Below are 783 nucleotides of genomic sequence, written 5' to 3'. Positions count from 1 at the left end.
TGCGCCAGGGCCAGCGACAGCACCATCGTCAGCACGACCACGACGACCGTCCAGACCAAGGTCCAGCCGAGCACCGGGACGAAGTCCGGCTCGTCGAAGAGCTTGGTGTACTTGTCGAAGCCGGCCGATCCACGGACGAAGCCGGTGGTGCTGATCCGCAGGAAGGAGGTGTGGACCATCTCGTAGACGGGCCAGAGCACCACGAGCAGGATGAGCAGGACGGCCGGGGCGATCCAGGGCAGCGGACCGAGCCTGGCCAGGCCGGAGCGCCTGCCCGCCGGGGTGCCCCGGCGTGCCCGGTCGGCACCGGGCTCGGCGGTCTTGAGCGACACGGGGTAAGGCCTTCCCTTGGTGTACGGCGGTGTGGGCCGCCACACGGTGTGCGGTGGTGGTGCGCGATTGCGTGCGGGGCGCGGGAGTTGCGGCGCGCCGGCACGGAGTACAGGGATGCTGTCCGCGCGGGAGCCGGGTGCGCGGGGACGGCGTACGGGAGTGTCGCGTACGCGGGTCCTGCCTGCGCCCTTCGGCTGTGCTGGCTCTTCGCAGGTGCGGCGTTGCGGGTGCGTGAGCGGTGGTGCGGGTGTGGTGATGCGGGTGCGGTGATGCGGTGGGCCGCGGGTTCAGCGCTGTGCAGCTCGCCACGGCGCTGAACCGTGCAGTGCGGTGCAGTGCGGTGCTGTGCGTCGGGCCGGTGCCGGCGGTGCGGCCGGCACCGGCCCGAGGGGCATTACTTGTCGGCGGCCGCGGCTTCGGCCTTCTTCTGCAGGTCGCCGAGGACGGCGG

Annotated in this window: 1 pseudogene; it reads right to left on the bottom strand. The window is 72.3% G+C overall.

From position 1 onward, the window contains the following. Window positions 1–332, bottom strand: a pseudogene (locus tag IE329_RS40015) (sugar ABC transporter permease); the annotation flags it as partial. Window positions 333–783: the final 451 nt, after the last annotated feature.

Origin of the sequence: Kitasatospora indigofera (genome assembly GCF_014655955.1) — a bacterium.
Classification (GTDB): Bacteria; Actinomycetota; Actinomycetes; order Streptomycetales; family Streptomycetaceae; genus Kitasatospora; species Kitasatospora indigofera.
The sequence above is the reverse complement of the archived record's forward strand: the minus strand, read 5'-3'. Positions and strand labels throughout refer to the sequence as shown.